Origin of the sequence: Ramlibacter agri (assembly GCF_012927085.1) — a bacterium.
Classification (GTDB): Bacteria; Pseudomonadota; Gammaproteobacteria; order Burkholderiales; family Burkholderiaceae_C; genus Ramlibacter; species Ramlibacter agri.
Map to the genome: position 1 here is coordinate 1,549,037 of NZ_JABBFX010000001.1, position 21,161 is coordinate 1,570,197.

The following is a 21,161-nucleotide window of genomic DNA, read 5'->3' on the forward strand; positions in this document are numbered from 1 at the left end:
ATGAGCGTGATTTCCAGGCGCACCTTGCTGCAGGCAGCCGCATTCGGGGCCGCCGTGCCGCGCTTCGCGCTGGCGCAGGAGCCGCTGAAGCTGGCAACCATGGTCGTCGGCTCGCCGGCCGGCGGCACCACCGACAAACTGGCGCGCATGTATGCGGAGGGCCTGCAGCAGCACTACGCGAAGACCGTCGTGGTGGACAACCGGCCCGGCGCCGGCGGCGTCATCGCCTACGACTACGTGAAGCGCAGCGGCGTCAAGGACGGCAGCCTGTTCTTCATCTCGCCGGCATACCCCATCGTCATCACGCCGCATCTGGTGAGCAACCTGCCCTATGACCCGCTGCGCGACTTCGTGCCGGTGGCGACCACGGGCCGGTCCGGCATGACCTTCGCGGTCGGGCCCGGCACGCCGGCCAGCGTGAAGACGCTGGCGGACTACCTGGCCTGGGTCAAGGCCAACCCGAAGCAGGGGCTGTACGCGGCGCAGACCGGGTCCAGCCAGCACCTGATGGGCGCGATCATGGCGCAGGCCACCGGCGTGGCGCTGGAGAACGTCTCGTACAAGGGCGACGCGCCGGCGCTGCAGGACACCCTGGGCGGCCACGTGCCCGCCGTGGTCCTGCCGATCGCGGCGGCGCTGCCGCTGCACAAGCAGGGCCGGATCAGGGTGCTCGCCGTGGCGCGCTCGACGCGTTCGCGCTACCTGCCCGAAGTGCCCACCTTCACCGAGCTGGGCTACAAGGACGTGCTGTTCCAGGACTGGCTGGGCATGTTCGCCCCGGCCGACACCGCGCCCGCCCGCGTGCGTGAACTGAGCCAGCTGGTCGGCGAGATCCAGCGTTCGCCGCAAGGCACCGAGGCGTTGCAGCTCATGGGCATGGAGCCGGACGTGATGGCGCCTGAAGCCTTTGCCGAAGCGCTGAAGGCGGACTGGCAGCGCTATGGCGCCTTCGTGCAGCGCACGAATTTCCGCGAAATCTACGAGAAGGCCTCGGGCCGCTGAAGGAACAAGCCATGAGCATCCGCATCGAGCGCGTCACGCCCGCCGTGGGCGCGGAGATCCGCGGCGTCGACCTGGCGGCGCCGCTGGACGACGCCACCATCGGCACCATCCGCAAGGCCATCGTCGACCACGGCGTCATCTTCTTCCGCGAGCAGGCCTTGAACTCGGAGCAGTACGAGGCTTTCGCCGCCCGCTTCGGCGAGGCCGTGCTTCCCAACAGCGGGATCATTCCCAAGCTGCAGGGCGCGCGCGTCATCGCCGAAGTGCGCAAGGAGGAAGGCCGCGAGCGCAACGTCGGCGGCAGCTGGCACACCGACCAGGTGTACCGGCCTAACCCGAGCTGGGGCACCATGCTGCTGTGCCGCGAGTTGCCGCCCACGGGCGGTGACACGCTATGGGCCAGCATGGGCGCCGCCTACGACACGCTGTCGGACGGCCTGAAGAAGACGCTGGATGGCCTGCGCGCGGTGCACTCCAACGCCGGCGTGCAGGCGCGCATGAAGACCGGGCGCGAGCCGGAACCGGACGTGGTGCACCCGGTGGTGATCCGCCATCCCGAAAGCGGCCGCAAGATCCTGTACGTGAGCCCCGGCTACACGATGCGCTTCGAGGGCTGGACCGAGTCCGAGAGCCGGCCGCTGCTCCAGTTCCTGTTCCAGCATGGCGAGCGGCCCGAGTTCGCCATGCGTTGGCGCTGGGAGCCAGGCTCGCTGGCCTTCTGGGACAACTACCAGACCTGGCACTTCGCCGTGAACGACTACGCGGCCGGCGAGCGGCTGATGCATCGCATCGTCGTCAACGGCCCGCCGTTCGAACGTTGACCGCCTTGTCATTGCGGGCTTGACCCGCAATCCATCACCCCGCTGCGCTCACCAGCGGCTTGCCCGCAAAGAACGCCGCCAGGTTGTCCAGCACCCGCTGCGCCATCGCCTCGCGCGTCTGCACCGTGGCGCTGGCGATGTGCGGCACCAGCACCACGTTGTCCAGCGTGAAGAGTTCGGGCGGCACGCTCGGCTCGCGCTCGAACACGTCGAGGCCGGCGCCGCCGATGCGCTTTTCCTGCAGTGCGCGCACCAGTGCCGCTTCGTCCACGACCGAGCCGCGCGCCACGTTCACCAGGAAGCCCTTGCTTCCCAGTGCATCCAGCACGGCATCGTTCACCAGGTGCTTAGTCTCCGGCCCGCCGGCAGTAATCACCACCAGGAAGTCGGCCCAGCGCGCCAGTTCCAGCAGCTGCGGCTCGTGCTGCCACGGCGCATCGGCCACGGGCCGGCGGCTGTGGTAGCGCACCTGCATGTCGAAGCCGCTCGCCCGCTTCGCGATCGTGCGGCCGATGCGGCCCAGGCCCAGGATGCCGAGCTTCGCGTTGCTGACCTGGCGGCCCAGCGGGAAGGGCGTGGACGCGGGCGTGCCCGGCGCCGCCGCCCAGCGGCCGGCGCGCACGTAGCGCTCCGCCTCGCCGATGCGGCGCGCGATGGCCAGCAGCAGCGCGAACGCCATGTCCGCCACGCAGTCGTTCAGCACGTCGGGCGTGTAGCCCACCGGGATGCCGCGCGCCTTCGCCGCGGCCAGATCGAGCTTGTCCAGGCCGACGCCGAAGCTGGAGATGACGCGCAGCTTGGGCAGCGCGCCGATCATCGCGCCATCGGCGCCATGTGCAGCCGACGTGACCAACGCTTCGTAGCGCGCACCGTGCGCGGCCAGCCAGGCCTGGCGCTCCGCGCCGGGCGGCGGCAGCTTGTCGACGTCGTAGGTCTCGGCGAGCGCGCGTTCCAGCGCGGGGACGAGGGCGAGGGCTTGCAGGAGCTTGGGCTTGTTCTGGGACATCAGTTCACGGTGATCTTGTGTTCGCGGATGATCTGCGCATAGCGCTTGCGGTCATTGTCGATCAAGCTGGTGAACTGCGCCGGCGTGGTGCCGCCCGGGACGGCGCCCAGGCCCACCAGCTTGTCCCTGACCTCTTCGCGCGAGATGGTCTCGCGCGTGTCGGCCGCGATCTTGTCGACGATCTCCCTGGGCGTGCCGGCCGGCGCCAGCAGGCCGATCCAGGAGATGCTGTTGAAGCCGGGCAGGCCGCTCTCGGCCAAGGTCGGCACGTCGGGCAGGGCACTCACGCGCTTGTCGCTGGTGACGGCCAGCGCGCGCAGCTTGCCTTGCTTGATGTGGCCGCTGGCTTCCAGCACCGTCATGAAGGACAACTGCACGTGGCCACCCAGCAGGTCGGCGATGGCGGGGCCGCCGCCGCGATAGGGCACGTGCAGGATGTAGGCGCCGGTGGCGTCCTTGAACATCTCCGCCGCCAGGTGCGGGCCGCCGCCGGCGCCGCTGCTGCTGTAGCTCAGCTTGCCGGGCTGCGCCTTGGCCAGCGCCACGAATTCCTTGACCGTCTTCGCCGGCACCGAAGGATTCACCATCATCGCCAGCGGCAGTTCGGCCACCAGCGTGATCGGCGCGAAGGCTTTGTCCGGGTCGTAGTTCATCTTCGGATACAGCGCGGGGTTGATCGCCTGCGTGCCGATGTTGCCCATGAGGATGGTGTAGCCGTCCGGCCTGGCCTTGGCGACGAAGTCGGCGCCGATCTGGCCGGCCGCGCCGCCGCGGTTGTCCACCAGCACGGTCTGGCCCCACTTGCGCGAGAGCTGCTCGGCGAGGATGCGCGCACCGGTGTCGGTGCCGCCGCCGGGCGGGAAGGGCACGACCAGCGTGACCGGATGGCTGGGCCAGCTGCCCTGTGCCAGCGCGCCGAGCGCGGTGAATGCCAGCACGGTGAGGGCGGCGATCTTCGACTTCATGCCTTTTGTCTCCTGGGGTCTGCCGAAAAAAGGATAGTCGGGTGATCGAGACAAGTCCAAGCCGATTCGTGGATCGATCCATACAATCCGTGCATCGATGCTGGACCTGGCCCAACTGCGCTGCTTCGTCGCCGTCGCCGAGGAACTGCACTTCGGCCGCGCCGCCGTGCGCCTGCACATGACGCAGCCGCCGCTGTCGCGGCAGATCCAGCTGCTGGAACACGCGGTGGGCGTGCAGCTGCTGGAACGCACCAGCCGCAGCGTGAAGCTCACCGCCGCCGGCGCCGTCCTGTACAAGGACGCCGCCACGCTGCTGCGGCTGGCGCAGCAGGCCGCGCGGGCGGCGGAGCGCACCGGCAAGGGCGAAGCCGGCCGCGTGGTGGTGGGCTACACCGCGGTGTCAGGCTACAAGCTGATCCCCGCGCTGCTGGCCGAGGCGGGGCGGCGCTTCCCCGAAATCGAGATCGAGTTGATGGAGGCCGTGTCCACCGAGCAGCTGAAGGCGCTGGAGGAGGAGACGATCGACCTCGCCTTCGCGCGGCCGCTGCACACGGCCGGCGCCTTCCGCTACCACCGCGTCGCGCGCGAGCCGATGATGCTGGCGCTGCCAGCCAGGCATCCACTGGCGCGCAAGGCCAAGCCGCGGCTGGCGGACCTGGCGGGCCAGCCGCTGGTGATGTACTCGGAAAAGGAAGGCAAGTACTTCCACGACAAGATCGCCGCGCTGTTCACCGCCAGCGCGGCGCAGCCGCAGTACCTGCACCACATCGGCCAGACGCACACGATCATGGCGCTGGTGGCCGCGGGCCTGGGCCTGGCGATCGTGCCCGCATCGGCGCAGCAGTTGCGCTTCGAGCACGTGGTGTTCCGGCCGCTGTGGCGTGCCGACGTGGTGGCCGAGATCTACCTCGCGTGGCGGCCGGACGCGGCGAACCCCGCCGCGCACACCATCCGCGAGTTCATCCTTCAGACTCAGAGGTAGAAGGCTTCGACCTTGCCCTTGAGCTTGATCATCAGGGGCTTGCCCTTGCGGTCCAGCGTCTTGCCGGCGGGCACCTTGACCCAGCCTTCGCTGATGCAGTACTCCTCCACGTCGTGGCGTTCCTTGTCGTTGAAGCGGATGCCGACTTCGTGCTCGAACACGGCGGCCACGTGGTGCGGGCTTCTCGGGTCGACCGACAGGTGGTCGGGCAGGGGCGGGCGGTTGCTGCTGCTGGTTTCTTCTTCCATGCCCCGATTGTCGCGCCTCCGGCTGAGCCCCACGCATCCGGCGCCCAACCCTATACTGGTCCGCACCCTTTCCTCCCGGGGATCCGTGCAGCACATCCGTCTCCTCCTTCTCGTCGGGCTGCTGGCTCTGCAGGCCGACGCCCAGACCCTGGACCAGCCGCTCGGCGCCGAGCAGTTCCAGGCCTGCGTGCAGGACCTCAGCCAGGTGACCGACAGCGCGCTGCGGCCTTTGAAGCGCGACGACTTCCTGCGCATCGCGGCCGACGCGCATTACGACGACCGCGTGCGGCAGTCGATGCAGGTCGCCGCCGGTGAACCCACTTACTGGTGGGACGAGCTCGCCGCAACCACCGATGCGCAGCGCGTGGCGGACGGCCAGCGCGTGATCGCGCAGAACGCCGACGTGCTGAATCGCATCGAGGCCCGGTTCGGCGTGCCCAAGGAAATCGTGGTCGCCATCTACGGCATCGAGACCAACTACGGCCCGGCCGGCGGCCGCATCCCGGTGCTGGATGCGGCAATGAGCCTGGCCTGCCTGCGGCCTTGCCCGCCCGACACGGGCCAGCCGGGCAAGCCCGCCACCTGCCGCTCGCGCGAGCGCGCGTTCGCGGCCGTGCGCCTGCTGCGCGACAACAAGGTGCGGCGCGACGACTTCGTCGGCTCCTGGGCTGCGGCTTTCGGCCGCACGCAGTTCGTACCCGACACGCTGGAGCAGGTGGGCGTGGACTTCGACGGCGACGGGGTCGTCGACGTCGTCGGCTCCGACGCCGATGCCTGGGCCTCGACGGCCAACCATTTGAAGACGCGCGGCGGCTGGATCGCCGGCGCGCCGGTCTGGATCGAGGTGAGCATCCCGCCGGACCAGCAGGCCGCTTTTGCCGGCAAAGGCGATTCGATCCGGCAGCAGGACCAGATCAAGCCCTTGTCGGCCTGGGCGGCGCAGGGCTGGCGCGGCTTCGGGCCCAATGGCGAAAGCGTGCCGCTGCAGCGCGCGGGCGACCCCGAGGTCTATCCCTTCCTGCCGGTCGGCTTGCCCGGGCCGGCCTTCCTGGTCACGCGCAACTTCAACACCATCCTGCGCTACAACGGCGCCGAGCGCTACGTGATGGAGGTCTCGCTGCTGGCGCACAAGATAGCGGGCGGCCGCGACTTCTGGACGCCGTGGCCCACCGACGACCCGGGCCTGAGCCGCGCGCAGGTGAAGCAATTCCAGCAGTGGCTGGTGGACCAGGGGCACGCGGACGTGGTGCCCGACGGCGTGCAGGGCCGCAAGACCCGCGACGCCATCGCCGCCGAATTCGAGAAGCGCGGCCTGCCGCCGCAGCGGCGCGTGGGCCAGCGGACCATGGCGATGCTGATGTCGCCGCCATGAGCAGCGCGGCCTCTGCGTGGGCCGTCTGCATCGGCCGCTTCCAGCTGTTGCACGACGCGCAGCTGGCGCTCGTTCGCGCAGCCCTGAAGCTGGCGCCGCGCTGCGCGGTCGTCGTCGGCTCCGCGTACCAGGCGCGCTCGCCGCGCAACCCCTTCACCTGGCAGGAGTGCGCGGACATGGTGAAGCTGGCGCTCACCGAGGACGAACGCGCGCGTGTGGAATTCATCCCGGTGCGCGATGCCTGGGACCAGGCGCGCTGGGTGGCGAACGTGCAGGCCGCGGTGGCGCAGCGCACGGGCCAGGCGCGCATCGTCCTGGTCGGGCACCGCAAGGACGCGAGCAGCGAGTACCTGGACGATTTCCCCGGCTGGGCGCTGCACGATGTGGGCCGGCTGGGCGAGATCCACGGCAAGGCGCTGCGCGCCGCGCTCTACACGGGCGGCTCGCTGGAGGCGGCGCTGGCCGCGATCGCTTCGCAGGTTCCGCCCAGCACGCTGGACTTTGTGCGTTCGTGGGCGCAGCTGCCCTTCTACGAGCGCCTGCGCAGCGAGTGGCAGGAGCTGGCCGAGGAGCATGACAAGTGGGCCAGCGCGCCGTATCCGCCGGTGTTCGTGACGGTGGATGCCGTGGTGCGCATCGGTGACCGCGTGCTGTTGATCCGCCGCGGCCGCGCGCCGGGCAAGGGCCTGCTGGCTTTGCCGGGCGGCTTTCTGGAACAGCGCGAGACGGTGTACCAGTCCGCCGTGCGCGAGCTGGAAGAGGAGACCGGTTTTCGCCTGTTGCCGTCAGAGATGGAGCACGCGTTGAAAGCCGCGCGCGTGTTCGACCACCCGGACCGCAGCCAGCGCGGGCGCGTGATCACGCACGCGCACTACTTCGACCTGGGCGAGCGGCTGGCGCCGGAAATCGCCGGCAGCGACGACGCGGCGGAGGCGCGCTGGGTGAAGATCGCGGACCTGCCGTCCATGGAAGACCAGTTCCATGACGACCATTTCCACATCCTCGATGCGTTCCTCGGTTTGACCGATTGATCAACGGTGCCCGGTGACGAAATCGTTGCCGGCCCGATCCTGGCCTCGCAGCAGCCACAAGGGCCGCTGCCCGAAATTCACCGGCACGCCGGTCATGCCGTCGTGCGGCCGGATGCCGCGGTCGAACAGCGAGGTCGCGGGCATGTAGCGCAGCGCCACGCCCGTGCGCCGCTGCGTCGAGGTGTTCGGCCGCGCGCCGTGGATCATGTAGACGTCGTGCAGCGACATTTCGCCTGCTCGCAGCTCCACGTCCACCGCGCTCGCCTCGTCGAAGCTGCCAGCGGCCATGCGCTGGTTCAGCGTCAGGTCGTTGCGGTCTTCGTGCAGGTGCTCGTGCAGCACATGGCCGCGGTGCGAGCCCGGGATCACGCGCAGGCAGCCGTTGGCCGTGGTCGAAGGCTCCAGTGCCACCCACGCGGTGCAATTCGCCAGCGGCCGGATCGGCCAGTAGTGGCCGTCCTGGTGCCACGGCGTTTCGAAGCCTTCCACCGGCGGCTTGCAGAACACGTGGCAGCCCCAGAGGATGACGTCTTCGCCGACCACGCCGGAGACCAGTTCCACGATCTCCGGATCGCGCGCGAGCTCGAGGAAGGACGACACCCCGCGCACGCCCTCGCCGTTGTCGCCCTCGACGTGGGCCGAGACGAGCTTCTCGGGCCGCACGCCGGGGTTGCGGCGGATCAGCTCGTCGAGCGCCTCGCGCATCGCGTCCACCTGCGGCTGCGGCAGGCGGAAGGACGGCTTGACCCAGCCCTCCTGTTCGTAACGTTCGATCTCGTTCGCGGACAGGCGGGCCATGCAGTCTCCTCAGGGTTCAGGTCACCGGCGCCGGGTTGAACAGCACCAGCTGGTTGTGCAGCTTCCACTGCTCCGCCCAGGTCTTCTTGCGGCCGCTCGCCACGTCGAGCATCAGGCGGAACAGCTCCCAGCCTACCTCCTCGATGCTTTTCTGGCCATCGGCAATGGTCCCGGCATTCACGTCCATCAGGTCGTGCCAGCGCCGCGCCAGGTCGCTGCGCGTGGCCACCTTGATCACCGGCACTTCGGCCAGGCCGTAAGGCGTGCCGCGGCCGGTGGTGAACACGTGCAGGTTCATGCCGGCGGCCAATTGCAGGGTGCCGCAGATGAAGTCGCTGGCGGGCGTGGCGGCGTAGACCAGGCCGCGCTGCTTCAGCTTGTCGCCAGGCGCCAGCACGCCGGCAATCGGCGCCGAGCCGGACTTGACGATGGAGCCCATCGCCTTCTCGACGATGTTGGACAGGCCGCCCTTCTTGTTGCCGGGCGAGGTGTTGGCGCTGCGGTCGACGCTGCCGCGCTGCAGGTAGGCGTCGTACCAGGCCATCTCGCGCACGATGGCCTGCGCCACCTCGGGCGTCGTCGCCCGCGCGGTGAGCTGCGCCACGCCGTCGCGCACTTCGGTGGTCTCGGAGAACATCACCGTCGCGCCCGCGCGCACCAGCAGGTCGCTGCAGAAGCCCACCGCAGGATTGGCCGTGACACCGGAGAAGGCGTCGCTGCCGCCGCACTGCACGCCCACCACCAGCTCGCTGGCGGGCACCGTCTCGCGGCGGCGCGCGTTCAGGCGCTCCAGGTGTTCCTCGGCCTGGCGCATGATGGCTTCGACCATCGACATGAAGCCGACGTGCTCGTCGTCCTGCAGGCACACGACGTCCAGCGCGGTGTCGGCGCTGGTACCGACGTCGGCGACGTTGCGCTCGTCCACCAGCGGGATCGTGCCCGGGGGCAGCAGGCGCTCCGGCTGCAGCTTCTCGCAGCCCAGGCTGACCAGCATCACCTCGCCGCCGAAGTTGGGGTTGAGGCTGATGTTGCGCAGCGTGCGGATCGGGATGACCGCGTCGGGCGCGTCGATGGCCACGCCGCAGCCGTAACCGTGCTCCAGCGCCACCACGTCGTCGACGTTGGGGTACTTGGGCAGCAGCTGCGACTTGATGCGCTCGATGGCGAAGCGGGTGACGCCGGCCACGCATTGCACGGTCTGGGTGATGGCCAGGATGTTGCGCGTACCGACCGAGCCGTCGAGGTTGCGGTAGCCCTCGAAGGTGTAGCCCTCCAGCGCCTCGCCGGGCGCGCTGCCGCGCGTGGCCATGGGCAGGTCGTCCAGGGTGCGGGCGTCGGGCATGCGCAGCAGGCGCTCGTGCACCCAGCTGCCGGCGGGGATGTCCTTCAGCGCGTAGCCGATGGGGACGTCGTAGCGGCGCACCGCCTGGCCTTCGGGGATGTCCACCAGCGCCACCTTGTGGCCTTGCGGCACGGCGTCGCGCAGCGCCAGGCCGTTGGACAGGGTGGCGCCGGCCGGCAAGCCGCCGTTGTTCGCCACGATGGCAACGTTGTCAGCGGGGTGCATCAGGATGTGCAGGGGAGGTCGGCTGTCGGTCGGGGTCATGGCAGGGGCGCGCCCGCGCGGGGCGGCGGGGCCGGATTGAGAATGCCTGACATTGTTGGTATATTGAAGCGATATGTCAAGCAAACGCGACCCGATCGCTGGGGATCCGGCCGAAGCTTCCGGCTCGCTGTCCTCGCAGATCTACGCCGGGGTGGTGGAGGCTATCCTGCGCGGCGATTTCGGCGCGCAGGGCAAGCTGCCGACCGAAAGTGAGCTCGGTGCCCGCTACGGCGTGTCGCGGCCGACCATCCGCGAGGCGCTGTCGCGCCTGCGCTCGGACGGCGTCATCGACTCCAAACGCGGAGCCGGTACTTACGTCGTGCGCATGCCGGCCGCGCCGCCGGCGAGCTTCACGCCGATCCGCAACCTGGCCGATGTGGAGAGCTATTACACCTTCCGCTCCTGCGTGGAGTCGGGGGCGGCGGCCGAAGCGGCGCAGTTCCGTACGGCGGAGGACCTGCAGGCGCTGCAGGCGGCCTTCGACGCGCTCAACGCCCGCGAGGAGAGCGGCTCGCCCGCGGTCGAGGAGGACGTGCAGTTCCACCTGGCCATGGCCCGCTGCTCGCACAACGCCTTCTTCGTGGCGACCATCGAGACCAGCGTGGCGCCGATCCGGCAGTTCATGGAGCTGGCCTACGGCACCCGCGACGGCCGCGGCCAGGAGCGCGTGTACGTCACGCGCCAGGAGCACCAGGCCGTCATCGACGCGATCGTCCGGCGCTCGCCGGGTGACGCGGCCGAGGCGGTGCGCACCCACATCCTGGCGGCCAAGCGGCGCATCTTCGAGGCCACGCGGGTGCCCTGACACCGGTATCCGCGGGTTTCCCCGGATCGTGGCTTTGCCAGACATAGACCATGATGCCGCTGGTTGTCTGACATCTGACCACTTGCTCAAGGGGACATCATGAAGCTCTCGCTGAAGAAACTCACCGCCGCCCTCGCCGTCGCCACGCTGGCCTGCGCCACGCTGTCCGCCGAGGCCCGCACTTTCCGGTCCGCCGACGTCCACAACAAGGACTTCCCGACCAACAAGGCCGTCATCTTCATGGGTGACCAGCTGTCCAAGTCCACCGGCGGCAAGGACAACGTCAAGGTCTTCGGCGACAGCGCCCTGGGCTCCGAGAAGGACACCATCGAGCAGGTGAAGATCGGCGCGCTGGACATGGTGCGCGTCAACTTCGCGGCCTTCAACGGCATCGTGCCCGAGTCGGTGCTGCCGGCGCTGCCCTTCCTGTTCCGCGACATGGACCACTTCCGCAAGACCATGTACGGCCCGCAGGGCGACAAGATCCTGGCCGGCTTCGAGAAGGCCGGCTTCATCGGCCTGGCCATCTACGAGAGCGGCGCGCGCTCCATGTACGCGAAGAAGCCGATCAAGACCCTGGCCGACGTCAAGGGCATGAAGGTGCGCGTGCAGCCCTCCGACATGTTCGTGAGCATGGTCGGCGCGATGGGCGCCTCGCCCACGCCGATGCCTTACAACGAGGTGTACACGGGCCTGAAGACCGGCCTGATCGACGCCGCCGAGAACAACTACCCGTCGTACGACGAGGCCAAGCACTTCGAGTCGGCCCCGATCTACTCCGAGACCATGCACTCCATGTCGCCGGAAGTGCTGGTGTTCTCCAAGAAGATCTGGGACACGCTGAGCAAGGAAGAACAGGCCGCCATCCGCAAGGCCGCCAAGGAATCCGTGCCCTTCTACGTGAAGCTGTGGGACGCGCAGGAGAAGGAAGCCCGCGCGGCCGTCGTCAAGGGCGGCGCCACCATCGTGCCGGCCGCCCAGATCGACCGCGCTTCCTTCGTCGCCGTCGAGAAGCCGGTGTGGGACAAGTTCACGCCGACGCCGGAACTCAAGGCGCTGGTGCAGGACATCGTCAACGCCAAGTAATGCCCGAGTGCCGCTCGCGGCCGGCAGCCCCTGAGGGCTGGCCGGGCGCGGGCGTGCCCGGCTGCCCCCGGAGCCCAACGTGCCCTGGCTGACCGCCCTCAACGCCCGCCTTTCGCGCTGGGCCCTCTACATCGCCTCCATCTGCCTGGCTTCGCTGCTGGTCGTGGTGGTCTATGGCGTCGTGATGCGCTATGGCTTCAACGACGCGCCGCCCTATGTCGAACAGGTGGCGCTGCTGCTCGTGATCTCGGTGGCCATGTTCGGCGCCTCCACGGGCGTGCGCGAGTCCGGCCACATCGGCCTCGATTCGCTGGTCCGCACGCTGCCGCCGAAGGTGCAGTTCTGGTGCAAGGTGGCCGTCGAGGTGCTGAGCGGCGCCTTCGCCGTGTCGCTGATCCTGGGCGGCATCGAAATGGCCCTGTCCACCCGCGGCACCACCATCCCCACGCTGGGCCTGCCCGAGGCGCTGCGTTACCTCCCGGTGATCATCGCCGGCGTCCTGATCGTGCTGTTCTGCATCGAGCTGCTCATTGCCCTGTTCCAGGGCCGCAAGGTGGAAGCCTCATGGCACTGACCGTCCTCTGCGTCTCCTTCGTCCTGCTGCTGGTGCTGGGCGTGCCGGTGGCCTTCGCCATCGGCCTCAGCTGCCTCGCCACCTTCGCCGTCGAGGGCCTGCCTTTCGAGACCGCCATCCAGATGATGGTCTCCGGCATGAACGTCTTCTCGTTCCTGGCCATCCCGTTCTTCATCTTCTCGGGCGAGCTGATGCTGCACGGCGGCATCGCCGACAAGATCGTCGCCTTCGCCCGCAGCCTGGTGGGCCACTGGAAGGGCGGCCTGGGCCTGGCGAACGTCGTGGCCTCCACGCTGTTCGGCGGCGTCTCCGGCTCGCCGGTGGCCGACACCTCCGCCATGGGCGGGGTGATGATCCCGATCATGAAGCGCGAGGGCTACAGCGCCGCCTACGCGGTGAACGTCACCACGCACGCCTCGCTGTCCGGCGCGCTGATGCCGACCTCGCACAACATGATCATCTACGCCTTCGCGGCGCAGGGCGCGGCGGGCATGATCGCCGGCCACGCGGTGCGCGGCGTGTCGATCGGCGACCTGATGTTCGCCGGCCTGGTCCCGTGCTTCTGGATCATGGTGTGCATGCTGGTCGCCGCCTACTGGCAGGCCCGCAAGTTCGGCTACCCGCGCAGCGAGGACGGCCGCTCCATGGTGCACCCCTTCCCCGGCTGGGGCACGGTGCTGCGCACTTTCGTGGCGTCGGTGCCCGGCCTGTTCGTCATCGCGATCATCCTGTTCTGCGTGATGAAGGGCGTGGCCACGGCGACGGAGGCGGCGGCCATCGCGGTGACCTATTCGCTGTTGCTCACCGTGTTCATCTACCGCACGATGACGCGCGAGCGCCTGCTGAAGTCGCTGGCGAAGGCGTCGAAGACCACCGGCGTGATCCTGCTGCTGATCGGCGTGTCCAACATGCTGCGCTACCAGATGGCCTACCTGGAGATCCCGGAGACCATCGAGCATGCGCTGCTGACGGCCACGCAGAATCCCTGGCTGATGCTGCTGTACATCAACATCATCCAGGTGATCCTGGGCATCTTCCTGGACATGGCGGCGCACATCCTGATCACCACGCCGCTGTTCCTGCCGCTGGCGATGCAGATGGGCGTGGGGCCGGTGCAGTTCGGCATGATGCTGCTGCTCAATTGCGCGCTGGGCCTGGTGCACCCGCCGGTGGGCAGCGTGCAGTTCGTGGGCTGCGCGATCGGCAAGATCTCGATCGGCGAAGCGACGAAGACCGCGTGGCCGTACTACCTGGCCATCTTCATCGCGATCAACCTGGTGACCTACGTGCCGGGCTTCTCCACCTGGCTGCCGTCGATCATCACGGGGCATCGGGTGTTTTGAACATCCGAACTTCCGGACTTCCGAACGCAAAGGGCGCAAAAGTTACGCGAAGGACGCAAAAAAGAAATTGGATGTTCTTTCGCGTCCTTTGCGTGTTTTTGCGCCCTTTGCGTCCGGAAGTCCGGCTGTCCGGAAGTTCAGAAGTCCGTCTTTCAGCCTTTCGCCACTTCGTGCGCCGCCATGATCTCCAGCGCGCGCACCAGCGCCGAGTGGTCCAGGCCGGCGAGGCCGTTGGCGGCGCAGACTTGCATCAGTTGGGCGGCGCCGGCGGTTTGGGGCAGGGCCACGCCCAGTTCGCGCGCGCCTTGCAGCGCCAGGCCCAGGTCCTTCTGGTGCAGTTCGATCCGGAAGCCCGGATTGAACGTCCGCTTGATCATCCGCTCGCCATGCACTTCCAGGATGCGGCTGGACGCGAAGCCGCCCATCAGCGCCTGGCGGACCTTGGCGGGATCGGCGCCGGCTTTGCTGGCGAAGAGCAGCGCCTCGCCGACAGCCGCAATGTTCAGCGCCACGATGATCTGGTTGGCCACCTTGGTGGTCTGGCCGTCGCCGTTGCCGCCCACCAGGGTGATGTTCTTGCCCATCTTCTCCAGCAGCGGCTTGATGCGCTCGAACACCGCGGGGTCGCCGCCGCACATGATGGTCAGCGAGGCTGCCTTGGCGCCGACCTCGCCGCCCGACACCGGCGCGTCGATGTAGTCGGCGCCCAGCGCGTTGATCTTCCCGGCAAAGGCCTTGGTCGCAGTCGGCGAGATCGAGCTCATGTCGATCACCACCTTGCCCGCGCCGGCGCCTTCCAGGCCTGCGGCGACGCCGTTCTCGCCGAACAGCACCTTCTCCACGTCCGGCGTGTCGGGCAGCATCGTGATGAGCACCTCGGACTGCTTCGCCACTTCGGCCGCATTGGCGCAGCGCACGGCGCTGGTCTCGGCGATCGTGTCCGGCACCTTGCTGCGGGTGTGCACGTAGAGCTGGTGGCCGGCGTCGGCAAGGTGCCGGGCCATGGGCGCGCCCATGATGCCCAGGCCGATGAATCCGATCTTCATGAAGTGTGTCCTTTCAGTAGGTGCCGGGACCGCTGCCCCGGCTCGTGTCCTTGCCTGCGCGCATGGCGGCCAGCACCTGCTGCGCGCCGGCGGTGATGAGGCGCGCGTCGGAACTGACGGTGACGAACTGGAAGCCCTTGGCGATGCGCCCCAGCGCCGCCTGCGTGCCGGCGTTGTGGATGCCGGCCGGAATGCCGTGCGCCTTGGCGCGCGCGAGGATGTGGTCGATGGCTTGTGCAGCCTTCGGTTCGGGTTCGTCCATCTGCGGCTTGCAGCCAAGCGAGATCGACAGGTCCGTGGGGCCGATGTAGATGGCGTCCAGGCCTTCCACCGACAGGATATCGTCGAGGTTGTCGAGGGCTTGCGCCGTCTCGATCATGGCGAAAGCGACGATGGTGTCGTTCGCATGTTCCGGGTAGTCGGCGCCGCCGTACAGCAGCGCGCGCACCGGGCCGAAGCTGCGCGTGCCGCGCGGCGCATAGTGCGTCCAGGCCACCAGCTTCTGCGCGTCCTCGCGCGTGTTGACCATCGGGCAGATGACGCCGTAGGCGCCGGCGTCCAGCACCTTCATCAGGATGCCCGGTTCCAGCCAGGGCACCCGCACCATCGGCACCGTGGCCGTGGTGGAGATGGCCTGCAGCATGGGCACGAGGGAGGTGTAGTCCACCACGCCGTGCTGCAGGTCGATGGTCAGCGTGTCCCAGCCCTGCTGCGCCATGACTTCAGCGGAGAAGCTGTTGGGGATGGCGAGCCAGCCGTTGACGGCGGCGGCACCGGACTTCCACAAGGCGCGCAGGCGGTTTTCACGCATCGCAGCTTCTCCTTCGGGGATCTACCCCGTCGCTTCAGGCCTGGGTATACGCCGTCTTCACCGTGGTGTAAAACTCCGCGGCATAGCGGCCCTGTTCGCGCGGGCCGTAGCTGCTGCCCTTGCGGCCGCCGAAGGGCACGTGGTAGTCCACGCCCGCCGTCGGCAGGTTCACCATCACCATGCCGGCCTGCGAGTGGCGCTTGAAGTGCGTCGCGTGCTTCAGGGACGTGGTGGCGATGCCGGCCGACAGGCCGAACTCGGTGTCGTTGGACAGGGCCAGCGCTTCGTCGTAGTTCTTGGCGCGGATGACGCTCACCACCGGGCCGAACACTTCCTCGCGGTTGATCCGCATGTCCTGGGTCGTCTCGGTGAAGAGCGCCGGGCGCATGTAGTAGCCGGGCGCGCCGTCGGCGTTCTTGCCCATGGCCTCGCCGCCGGCGACCAGCTTGGCGCCTTCGCCCTGGGCGATCTGCACGTATTCCAGGTCTTGCGCCAGCTGCTTGTCGTCGACCACCGGGCCGATGTCGGTGCCCTTCTTGCGGGCATCGTCGACCTTCAGCGTCTTCATCTTCTCCGCCAGCGCAGCGACGAACTTGTCGTGGATGCCTTCGGTGACGATCAGGCGCGAGGACGCCGTGCAGCGCTGGCCGGTGGAGAAGAAGCCGCTGTTCAGCGCGGCGGCGACGGCGACGTCGAGGTCGGCGTCGTCCAGCACCACCATCGGGTTCTTGCCGCCCATTTCCAGCTGGAACTTGGCCATGCGGCCGACGCAGGCCGCGGCGATGCGCTGGCCGGTGGCGACCGAGCCCGTGAAGCTGATGGCGTTGACGCGCTTGTCTTCCAGCAACACCTGGCCCACTTCGGAGCCGCGGCCCATGACCAGGTTGAACACGCCGGCCGGCAGGCCCGCGCGGTGCAGGATGTCGGCGATGGCCCAGGCGCTGCCCGGCACCAGGTCCGCGGGCTTCAGCACCACGGCGTTGCCGAAGGCCAGCGCGGGCGCGACCTTCCACGCGGGAATCGCGATCGGGAAGTTCCAGGGCGTGATGAGGCCGACGACGCCGACCGCTTCGCGCGTGACTTCCACGCCGACGCCCGGGCGCACGGAGGGCACCACCTCGCCGCCGACGCGCAGCGCTTCGCCGGCGAAGAACTTGAAGATGTTGCCGGCGCGCGCGACTTCGCCGATGGCTTCCGGCAGCGTCTTGCCTTCTTCGCGGGCGAGCAGGTCGCCCAGCTCGTTGCGGCGCGCCAGGATCTCGGCGCCGGCGGCGTCGAGGATGTCGAAGCGTTGCTGCGGCGTCGACAGGCCCCAGCCGGTGGCTGCCTTGGCGGCGGCGGCGATGGCTTCCTTCGCCTGGGCCACGTCGGCCTGCGCGAATTCGCCGACGACGTCGCGCGTGTCGGAGGGGTTGATGTTGCGGCTCACGCGGGCGCCTTCGACCCACTCGCCGTTGATCAGGTTCTTGAACATGATGGATGCTCCTCTTATCGAACGAGGCAAGGTTTCTTCGGATCGAACTTCCAGTTCGGCACCAGGAACTGCATCGCGATCGCGTCGTCGCGCGCGCCCAGCCCGTGCTGCATGTACAGCGCGTTGGCTTTCGCGAGTTCCGCTTCGTCGATCTCGATGCCGAGGCCGGGCTTCTTCGGGACGTGCACGTAGCCTTCGCGGATCTGCAGCGGATCCTTCGTCAGGCGCTGGCCGTCCTGCCAGATCCAGTGCGTGTCGATGGCCGTCACCTTGCCGGGCGCGGCTGCGCCGACGTGCGTGAACATCGCCAGCGAGATGTCGAAATGGTTGTTGGAGTGCGAGCCCCAGGTCAGGCCCCAGTCGCGGCAGGTCTGCGCCACGCGCACCGAGCCGGCCATGGTCCAGAAGTGCGGGTCGGCCAGCGGGATGTCCACCGACTGCAGCGCGAGCGAATGCGCCATCTGGCGCCAGTCGGTCGCCACCATGTTGGTCGCGGTCGGCAGGCCGGTGGCGCGGCGGAACTCCGCCATCACTTCGCGGCCGGAAAAGCCTTCCTCGGCGCCGCACGGGTCTTCGGCATAGGCCACGACGCCGCGCATCTTCTGGCCCAGGCGGATCGCGTCCTTCAGCAGCCAGCCGCCGTTGGGATCGAGCGTCACGCGCGCCTGCGGGAAGCGCTCGTGCAGCGCCGTCACGGCTTCGACTTCCGCGTCGCCGCTCAGCACGCCGCCCTTCAGCTTGAAATCCTGGAAGCCGTAGCGCTTCTGCGCGGCTTCGGCCAGGCGCACCACCGCTTCCGGCGTCAGCGCTTCTTCATGGCGCAGGCGGAACCAGTCGTCCTGGGCGTCCGGCTCGCTGGCATAGGGCAGGGTGGTCTTCCTGCGGTCGCCCACGTAGAAGAGGTAGCCCAGCATCTGCACGGCATCGCGTTGCTGGCCTTCGCCCAGCAGCGCGGCGACCGGCACGCCCATGTGCTGGCCTTGCAGGTCCAGCAGCGCCGACTCCACCGCCGTCACGGCGTGGATGGTCGTGCGCAGGTCGAAAGTCTGGAGGCCCCGGCCGCCCGAGTCGCGGTCGGCGAACTGCGCGCGCATCTTGTTCAGGATGGCTTGCAGGTTGCCGATGCTCTGGCCTTCCACCAGCGGACGCGCGTCCTCCAGCGTCTGGCGGATCTTCTCGCCGCCCGGCACTTCGCCGAGGCCGGTATGGCCGTCGCTGTCGGTGACGAGGACGATGTTGCGGGTGAAGAAGGGGGCATGCGCCCCCGAAAGGTTCAGCAGCATCCCGTCCCGGCCGGCGACCGGGACGACACGCATGCTCTTGACAAAGGGGGCACTCATTGACGGTTCTTTCTGCGTGACTTCCCCAGTGCCACCGCGGAACCGGCTTTGCCGGGCCGCAGGTGGCGCCCCCTTGAGGGGGAGGCGGCCGAAGGCCGCTTCGGGGGTGGGCCTTATTCCGCGGTGATCTTCCGCGTTTCGATCAGCTTTTTCCAGCGGGCGTACTCGGACGCCTGGTACTTGGCGAACTGCTCCGGCGTGTCGCCGACGATCTCGAAGCCCTGCTCCAGCAGCTTGGGCTTGATGGCCGGGTCGTTCATGGCGGCGACCGCGACGTCATGCAGCTTCACGATCACGTCGTGCGGCGTGCCTTTGGGCGCCACCATGGCTTGCCACGACTGCACTTCCGCGCCCTTCACGCCTTGCTCCTGCAGCGTCGGCACGTCGGGCAGCAGCGGCGAGCGCTTGTCCGAAGAGATGCCCAGCGCGCGCACCTTGCCCGCCTTGATGTGGCCGATGATGCTGTTGATGTTGACGAAGGCCGCGTTCACCTGGCCACCCAGCAGGTCGCTGATGGCGGGGCCGCCGCCCTTGTACGGCACATGCAGGCCCTGCGTGCCGGTCTGCTGCCACAGCAGTTCGGCGGACAGGTGGTCCGACGAGCCGACGCCGGAGGAGGCGAAGCTCACCTTGCCCGGGTTCTTCTTCAGGTCGGCCAACAGTTCGGCGACCGTGTGGTCGGGCGAGTTGTTCGGCACGACCAGCACGTTGGGCGCCTGCACCAGGATCGTGATCGGCTCGAAGTCCTTCAGCGCGTCGTACTGCACGCCCTTGTACAGGTGCGGGGCGATCACGAACGGGCCCAGCGAGGACACGAGCAGCGTGTAGCCGTCGGCCGGCGCGCGCTTCACGAAGGCCGCGCCGATGGTGCCGGTGGCGCCCGCGCGGTTGTCGATGATGAAGCTCTGGCCGAGCTTCTCCTGCGCCTTCTGCGCCACGACGCGCGCGATGGCGTCGGTCGAACCTCCCGGCGGGAAGGGCACGACGATCGTGACGGTCTTCTCCGGGTAGCCGGCCGCGGCGCTCAGCGTCGCGGCGGCGGCCAGGCACAGGCCCAGCAGGGTCTTCTTCAACTTCATGGTGTCTCCTTTGCGGTGCTCGGGTTTACTGCGGGCCCAGCTTGCGGATCAGGGCCGCCAGTTCTTCGACTTCGTTCGGCTTCAGGTCGGACAGCGGCGGGCGCACCGGGCCGGCGCTGTGGCCGACGATGGTGGCGCCGGCCTTCACGATGGACACGGCATAGCCTTCGCCCTTGTTGCGGATGGCGAGGTAAGGCAGGAAGAAGTCGTCCAGCAGGCGGCTGACGGTCTTCTGGTCGTTGTTCCAGTAGGCGTTGTAGAACTCGATCGCCGTCTTCGGAATGAAGTTGAACACCGCCGACGAATAGGTGGGCACGCCCAGGGCCTTGTACGCGTTGGCGTAGACCTCGTGGGTGGGCATGCCGCCGATGTAGACGAAGCGGTCGCCCAGCTGCTGGCGGATCGCCACGATGCGCTCGATGTCGCCCAGGCCGTCCTTGAAGCCGATCAGGTTGGGGCAGCGCTCGGCCAGCTTCAGCAGCGTGGCGGGCGTCAACCTGGTGGCGGCGCGGTTGTAGACGATCACGCCGATCTTCACGCTCTTGCAGACGGCCTCGACGTGCGCGACCAGGCCGTCCTGGGTCGCTTCGGTCAGGTAGTGCGGCAGCAGCAGGATGCCTTCGGCGCCGTTGCGCTCGGCTTCCTGGGCGTACTTGATGGCGAGGGTGGTGCCGCCGCCGGCGCCGCCGACGATGGGCACGCGGCCCTTGCAGGTCTCGGCCGCGGTCTTGATGACCTGGGCGTATTCCTGCGGCTCCAGCGAGAAGAATTCACCCGTGCCACCGGCGGCGAACAGCACCGTCGCGCCATAGGGCATCAGCCACTCGAGGCGGTTGGCATAACCCTTGGGGTCGAAGCGCAGCTCGCGGTCGAAGTCGGTGAGCGGGAAAGACAGCAGGCCGGTGGACAGGGCCTTCTTGAGTTCGTTGGGCGACATGGAGGCGAATCCTTGTTTGAAGAGATATGACATCGTACAACTTGGAATCCAATGGCGTCAACATCCTTTCGTCATTCCCGCCTGCGCGGGGATGACGAGGGTGGGTCAGCGCCCTTCGGCCAGCTTCCGTCTCCGCTCCCGGCTGTTCGCCAGGTGCGTCCGCATCGCCGCCCGCGCGCCGTCCGGGTCCTGCCGGCTGATCGCCTCGACGATGCTCTCGTGCTCGCCGTTCACGCGGCGCAGGTAGGCCTGCCGCTCCGGGGTCAGCGGCCCGGGCGGTTCCAGCCGCGCGCGCGGAATCATCATGCCGCCCAGGGTCGCCATCAGGTCGACGAAATGGGCGTTCTGGGTGGAGCGCGCGATCTCCAGGTGGAACTGGTAGTCCGGGCCGACGGCGTCGCGCCCTTCTTCCACCGCGCTGATGAAGGACTTCAGCGCATTGCGCAGCGTCTCCAGGTTCTCCGGCGTCCGGCGCATGGCGGCCAGCGCGGCGCTTTCGGTCTCCACGCCGATGCGCAGTTCCAGCACCGCGATCACGTCCTGCAGGGTGCCCAGCTGCTCCGGCGTGATGCGGAAGGCCGAGCCTTCGCCCAGGCCCACCACGAAGGTGCCGACGCCGTGCCGCGTCTCCACCAGGCCGGCGGCCTGCAGGCGCGAGATGGCTTCGCGCACGACGGTGCGGCTGACGCCGAATTCCTCCATGATGGCGGCCTCGGTGGGCAACTTTTCCCCGGGGGTGAGGGAGCCGTCGCGGATGCGGCCGGACAAGGAATCCACCACGTCATGGGCGAGGCTGCGGGGGCGGCGGCGGACGGCAATGTCGGACATTCGGGTT

General features: G+C 68.6%; 21 protein-coding genes. 9 read left to right on the forward strand and 12 right to left on the reverse strand.

Going from position 1 to position 21,161, the window contains the following annotated elements:
• Positions 1–1,002 (forward strand): Bug family tripartite tricarboxylate transporter substrate binding protein, encoded by a 1,002-nt coding sequence (locus tag HHL11_RS07485; protein WP_169417782.1) that lies wholly within the window; start codon positions 1–3, stop codon positions 1,000–1,002.
• 11 nt (positions 1,003–1,013) lie between these two features.
• Positions 1,014–1,823, forward strand: coding sequence for a TauD/TfdA dioxygenase family protein (locus HHL11_RS07490; protein WP_169417783.1), 810 nt, complete (start codon positions 1,014–1,016; stop codon positions 1,821–1,823).
• Positions 1,824–1,857: 34 nt separating this feature from the next.
• On the opposite strand, the gene HHL11_RS07495 is transcribed toward HHL11_RS07490, so the two are convergent.
• On the reverse strand, positions 1,858–2,829 hold the full coding sequence (locus HHL11_RS07495) for a 2-hydroxyacid dehydrogenase (protein ID WP_169417784.1): 972 nt from the start codon (positions 2,827–2,829) through the stop codon (positions 1,858–1,860).
• A complete protein-coding gene (locus tag HHL11_RS07500; RefSeq protein WP_169417785.1) occupies positions 2,829–3,794 on the reverse strand; it encodes a Bug family tripartite tricarboxylate transporter substrate binding protein in 966 nt (321 codons plus the stop codon). Before HHL11_RS07500 ends, HHL11_RS07495 begins: the two co-directional genes overlap by 1 nt.
• A gap of 97 nt (positions 3,795–3,891) precedes the next feature.
• Here HHL11_RS07500 and HHL11_RS07505 point away from each other — a divergent pair, with 97 nt between their 5' ends.
• Positions 3,892–4,776, forward strand: a complete 885-nt coding sequence (locus tag HHL11_RS07505; protein WP_169417786.1) for a LysR family transcriptional regulator — start codon at positions 3,892–3,894, stop codon at positions 4,774–4,776.
• On the opposite strand, the gene HHL11_RS07510 is transcribed toward HHL11_RS07505, so the two are convergent.
• Complete coding sequence (locus HHL11_RS07510) at positions 4,767–5,024, reverse strand: DUF3297 family protein (protein WP_169417787.1); 258 nt, start codon at positions 5,022–5,024, stop codon at positions 4,767–4,769. The two genes, HHL11_RS07505 and HHL11_RS07510, sit on opposite strands and share 10 nt — an antisense overlap.
• 85 nt (positions 5,025–5,109) lie before the next feature.
• Here HHL11_RS07510 and HHL11_RS07515 point away from each other — a divergent pair, with 85 nt between their 5' ends.
• Entirely contained in the window at positions 5,110–6,396 is a 1,287-nt protein-coding gene (locus HHL11_RS07515) for a lytic murein transglycosylase (RefSeq protein WP_169417788.1), read from the forward strand.
• Positions 6,393–7,427 carry a bifunctional nicotinamide-nucleotide adenylyltransferase/Nudix hydroxylase gene (locus HHL11_RS07520; protein WP_169417789.1) on the forward strand — a complete coding sequence of 345 codons (1,035 nt, stop codon included), beginning with the start codon at positions 6,393–6,395 and terminating at the stop codon, positions 7,425–7,427. Before HHL11_RS07515 ends, HHL11_RS07520 begins: the two co-directional genes overlap by 4 nt.
• On the opposite strand, the gene HHL11_RS07525 is transcribed toward HHL11_RS07520, so the two are convergent.
• Both HHL11_RS07525 and garD read right to left on the reverse strand, forming a co-directional pair.
• Positions 7,428–8,225, reverse strand: a complete 798-nt coding sequence (locus HHL11_RS07525; protein WP_169417790.1) for a phytanoyl-CoA dioxygenase family protein — start codon at positions 8,223–8,225, stop codon at positions 7,428–7,430. It lies immediately after the preceding gene.
• A gap of 16 nt (positions 8,226–8,241) precedes the next feature.
• Positions 8,242–9,831: a galactarate dehydratase gene (gene garD, locus HHL11_RS07530; protein ID WP_169417791.1), complete on the reverse strand. Its 1,590-nt coding sequence runs from the start codon at positions 9,829–9,831 to the stop codon at positions 8,242–8,244.
• Positions 9,832–9,904: 73 nt separating this feature from the next.
• On the opposite strand from garD, the gene HHL11_RS07535 reads away from it, so the two are divergent.
• The 4 genes from HHL11_RS07535 (at position 9,905) to HHL11_RS07550 (ending at position 13,639) form a co-directional block, all read left to right on the forward strand.
• Positions 9,905–10,636 (forward strand): FadR/GntR family transcriptional regulator, encoded by a 732-nt coding sequence (locus tag HHL11_RS07535; RefSeq protein WP_169417792.1) that lies wholly within the window; start codon positions 9,905–9,907, stop codon positions 10,634–10,636.
• 99 nt (positions 10,637–10,735) lie between these two features.
• On the forward strand, positions 10,736–11,722 hold the full coding sequence (locus HHL11_RS07540; protein ID WP_169417793.1) for a TRAP transporter substrate-binding protein: 987 nt from the start codon (positions 10,736–10,738) through the stop codon (positions 11,720–11,722).
• Positions 11,723–11,801: 79 nt separating this feature from the next.
• Complete coding sequence (locus HHL11_RS07545) at positions 11,802–12,296, forward strand: TRAP transporter small permease subunit (RefSeq protein WP_169417794.1); 495 nt, start codon at positions 11,802–11,804, stop codon at positions 12,294–12,296.
• On the forward strand, positions 12,287–13,639 hold the full coding sequence (locus tag HHL11_RS07550; RefSeq protein ID WP_169417795.1) for a TRAP transporter large permease: 1,353 nt from the start codon (positions 12,287–12,289) through the stop codon (positions 13,637–13,639). The genes HHL11_RS07545 and HHL11_RS07550 overlap by 10 nt, the downstream gene beginning before the upstream one ends.
• Before the next feature lie 152 nt (positions 13,640–13,791).
• Here HHL11_RS07550 and HHL11_RS07555 read toward each other — a convergent pair whose 3' ends face one another.
• From HHL11_RS07555 to HHL11_RS07585, 7 genes are all read right to left on the reverse strand, one after another.
• Positions 13,792–14,685 carry a 2-hydroxy-3-oxopropionate reductase gene (locus tag HHL11_RS07555; RefSeq protein WP_169417796.1) on the reverse strand — a complete coding sequence of 298 codons (894 nt, stop codon included), beginning with the start codon at positions 14,683–14,685 and terminating at the stop codon, positions 13,792–13,794.
• A 13-nt stretch (positions 14,686–14,698) separates the two neighbouring features.
• A complete protein-coding gene (locus tag HHL11_RS07560; protein ID WP_169417797.1) occupies positions 14,699–15,496 on the reverse strand; it encodes an HpcH/HpaI aldolase family protein in 798 nt (265 codons plus the stop codon).
• A gap of 34 nt (positions 15,497–15,530) precedes the next feature.
• On the reverse strand, positions 15,531–16,970 hold the full coding sequence (locus HHL11_RS07565; protein ID WP_169417798.1) for an aldehyde dehydrogenase family protein: 1,440 nt from the start codon (positions 16,968–16,970) through the stop codon (positions 15,531–15,533).
• A gap of 14 nt (positions 16,971–16,984) precedes the next feature.
• The gene (gudD, locus tag HHL11_RS07570; protein ID WP_169417799.1) at positions 16,985–18,310 is read right to left on the reverse strand and encodes a glucarate dehydratase; all 1,326 of its coding nucleotides are present in this window, start codon (positions 18,308–18,310) and stop codon (positions 16,985–16,987) included.
• Between the two features lie 113 nt (positions 18,311–18,423).
• Positions 18,424–19,383 (reverse strand): Bug family tripartite tricarboxylate transporter substrate binding protein, encoded by a 960-nt coding sequence (locus HHL11_RS07575; RefSeq protein WP_169419951.1) that lies wholly within the window; start codon positions 19,381–19,383, stop codon positions 18,424–18,426.
• A gap of 31 nt (positions 19,384–19,414) precedes the next feature.
• Positions 19,415–20,326: a 5-dehydro-4-deoxyglucarate dehydratase gene (kdgD, locus tag HHL11_RS07580; protein WP_169417800.1), complete on the reverse strand. Its 912-nt coding sequence runs from the start codon at positions 20,324–20,326 to the stop codon at positions 19,415–19,417.
• Positions 20,327–20,431: 105 nt separating this feature from the next.
• Entirely contained in the window at positions 20,432–21,154 is a 723-nt protein-coding gene (locus tag HHL11_RS07585; protein WP_169417801.1) for a FadR/GntR family transcriptional regulator, read from the reverse strand.
• Between the last annotated feature and the right edge of the window lie 7 nt (positions 21,155–21,161).